This window comes from Lactiplantibacillus sp. ME-2 (genome assembly GCF_022549155.1).
GTDB classification, from domain to species: Bacteria; Bacillota; Bacilli; order Lactobacillales; family Lactobacillaceae; genus Lactiplantibacillus; species Lactiplantibacillus plantarum.
In genome coordinates this window covers 1-3,441 of the sequence record NZ_JAKZEQ010000086.1, presented here as the reverse complement: position 1 = coordinate 3,441, position 3,441 = coordinate 1, and the positions used below count along the sequence as shown (strand labels likewise).

Below are 3,441 nucleotides of genomic sequence, written 5' to 3'. Positions count from 1 at the left end.
TCGTTTTTCCTCAGATTATACCTGAATTTTTAGTTTTCAGACAGTCCCTAGTTATTATACTACATACCACTCATCACGCAAAAATTCGCGTTCGTTAAATTGTATCGGCACCGCAACAATCCTCAACTATTCGCACGTTGCGCGCAAGTTGAAACCCAGCATTCCCCTTACATCAAAATTGATTGACCCTATCAATTAGTTTAATTTGTGGAAGAATTCCCTTAATTTAGCTATACTCATCTGTCACTGAAACCGATATCATACATACCAGCAATATATAGATTTTTGTATTTTACGCGTTGTGCTAGCTAATTTGTCATGAGTCATGATTAAAGTAGGCAAAATAATTAACGTCAAAAGCAGTCAGCTTAGGCTCGCTGGAAAGAGTTCGGGTTAGCGTAAACATGCTTAGTTCACCCTACACCGACCTCCAGGCATTTCTGCCAATTGCCAGAGCGCGGTAGTCAAAAATCTAAGTCGAGGCCACGTTTTAATTACGATTCATGCAATCATCGCTCACATAACGCGGATATGTCAATTTTGCTTAGTTCACAGGAGGATATCGCTATGAGACATGGACAATATCGCTACATTGTTGGCACACTAGCTTTGATAACGACTGCTGTAGGTTTAGTAGCTTGTTCGAAACAGTCAGCTAATCAGCAGATCAGCAGATCAGTTACCGTCAAACGGCTGAGGCCACCCTTGATAAGGAGATGGAGAATCAACCCGAAGCACCGTACTGGTTTCCAAAACAACTGCTGAAATGGCAGTTGAGCAAGGATAAAGCAGCCAAGTACAACACCGCCTCGGTTCCACTAGCCAAACGGATCGATAAATGGCAACTGCCGACGGTTAACAAGACCCAGGACCCAAAGATGAAGGTCGTCGCGTTATCCATTATGAATAGTTCAACTAGTGGCAACGCGCCTCGCGGGATTAATACGTTCGATGCGAATGTCTTCTCCAACTGGCAGTATATTGACCAACTCGTCTACTGGGGCGGTTCGGCAGGCGAAGGTTTGATTGTGCCACCGACCGCAGATGTCATCGATTCTGCTCATAAAAACGGCGTGCCCGTTCCTGGAACCGCTTTCTTTCCACAAGTGGTTAGTGGTGGGAAGTTAAAGTGGCTCAATGACTTCTTAAAACAAGATGCTGACGGACATTTTCCGATGGCTGATAAACTAGTCGCTGTTGCGAAAGCTTACGGGTTTGACGGCTGGTTCATCAACCAAGAGACCGACCCCGAAGTTAAAAGTTTTGATTCGGCTTCCACCGGAAAGACCGCAACCAGCTCAACTAGTAATGGGCTGAGCAAAAAGCACGCCCAACTAATGCAACAGTTAATCAAAGAATACAAACAAAAGGCCGGCTCCAAGCTAGACCTGATGTGGTATGACTCGATGACGAAGGATGGTAAAATGGATTGGCAAAAGAAAACCAATCTTATCTAGTCGATGCCAATATGAAACCAGTTGCTGACTCGATGTTTCTTAACTTCTGGTGGACGAAGAAGCGTCTCGCCAGTCAAGAATTACTCAAAAAGTCACACGAACGCGCCGAAAAGCTTGGGATTAGTCCTTACAACCTCTTTGCAGGAATCGATGTTCAAGCTGACGGAACCGCTACCCCCGTTCGTTGGAATCTATTCGCTAATAAACAACATGTGCCATACACGTCGCTAGGATTGTACGCACCGGACTGGACACACGCTTCTTCCGATACGGTTGACGAATTTCAAGCCAAAGAAGGTGCTCTGTGGGTCAATGATCAAAATGATCCGTCCCGTAGCATTCCGTCAACTACTTCAACACATTGGCCGGGTGTTTCAACATACGCGGTTGAACAAAGTGCCATTACGAAACAGCCCTTTGTCACTAATTTCAGCTTAGGCAATGGTAATGCGTTAAAGGCCAGCTTTGACTACACTGACGCCTACGAAGGTGGCAATGATATCAAGTTAGCCGGCAAAATGCGTAAGGACACCGCTAGCACAATCAAACTCTACACCACGGACCTAGACGTCACTGCCGATACCCAGGTTAGTTTAACCGCTAAGGCATCTGGTAAATCTACAGCTAAACTAGTGGTGACCTTAAAGGACGGCCGCACTAAGACCATCGCGGGTGACCGGACACTCAGCAAGCACTGGACGACCGTTAGCTATGACGTTAGTCAGTTAACAAAAAAAACAATCAAAGGCCTTAGCCTCAAAATCAGTGCCGCCGAGACTGATGCTAGCTACAGCGTTCAATTAGGTCGCCTCGCAATTACCGGCAAGCAGCAGGCCGCGCCGAAAAAGGTCAACCAGGTCACCGATTGATAATCGGACCTTCGACGAAGAAGGCAAGTACGCCGGTGTCAACCTGAGTTGGCAAGCCACCACTAAAAATAAGCTGGATCATTACGAAATTTATCAGGTTAACAATGACGGTTCTCGCTCATTTCTGGGGGCCACTAACACGGCTAATTTCTATTTAAACGCGTTGAAACGGAATGGGCAGCACAACGAGACCAATCTGATGGTCGTTCCAGTTGATATTTGGAACCAACGTGGCGATGCTTCTGACCAAGTTACCTTAAAATGGCCGGATAATCGTAAACCTAAAGCGGCATTTACGGTTAACCGCACCCTGGCAGCTCCCGGTAACACGATCAAGTTTACAAATGCCTCATCCAAAAACGCAACCAGCTATAAATGGGAATTTGACGGTGCCACAAAGACGACCAGCACCGCCAAAAACCCCACGGTCACTTACCGTAAGGCTGGCACTTATAACGTCACATTAACCGCTAAAAATAAGGATGGCCAACGGCACGTTACAATGAAAAAGCTCATTACGATTACACCGAAAGCTCAAGGCGCTTTAACCTTACTATCCAAGAACGCCAAGACCAGTGCCTCCGGATACACGAATAGTAGTGAAGCACCTAAAATGGCGGCGGATGGGAAACTCGATACTAAATGGTGTGCAACCGGTAAGGCACCGCATACCTTGACGCTGGATTTAGGCCGTCAAACGACTGTGAGTGCGGTTAAATTAGCGCATGCCAAAGCTGGTGGCGAAGGTGCTGATATGAACACCCGCGCTTGGACCATTCAGGTTAGCACTGATGGCAAACGCTACACGGACGTTGCCCGGACCTACAATAACACGCAAGCCACTAGTCTCAATACTTTCGCGGCTACTTCGGCGCGCTACGTCCGGTTAGTCGTCGATAAACCAACCCAAGTTGCTGACACCGCCGTTCGGATTTACGAAATGGACGTGCTAGGATTGACGCAAACACTCAAATAACCCTACCGATGCTATTTGAATAGAACAGCCGAGCCCCTCACTTGGAAATCGATATTTCCAAGTGAGGGACTCTTTTATGTCCAGGGCGAATTTACAATTGAAATGCAACACAAAGTAAAAAAATAAACCCATACCGGGT

General features: G+C 46.6%; 1 pseudogene. It reads left to right on the top strand.

The annotated features are described in order from the left end of the window. Window positions 1–567: 567 nt before the first annotated feature. Window positions 568–3,302 (top strand): annotated as a pseudogene (locus MMY95_RS16155) (discoidin domain-containing protein). Window positions 3,303–3,441: the final 139 nt, after the last annotated feature.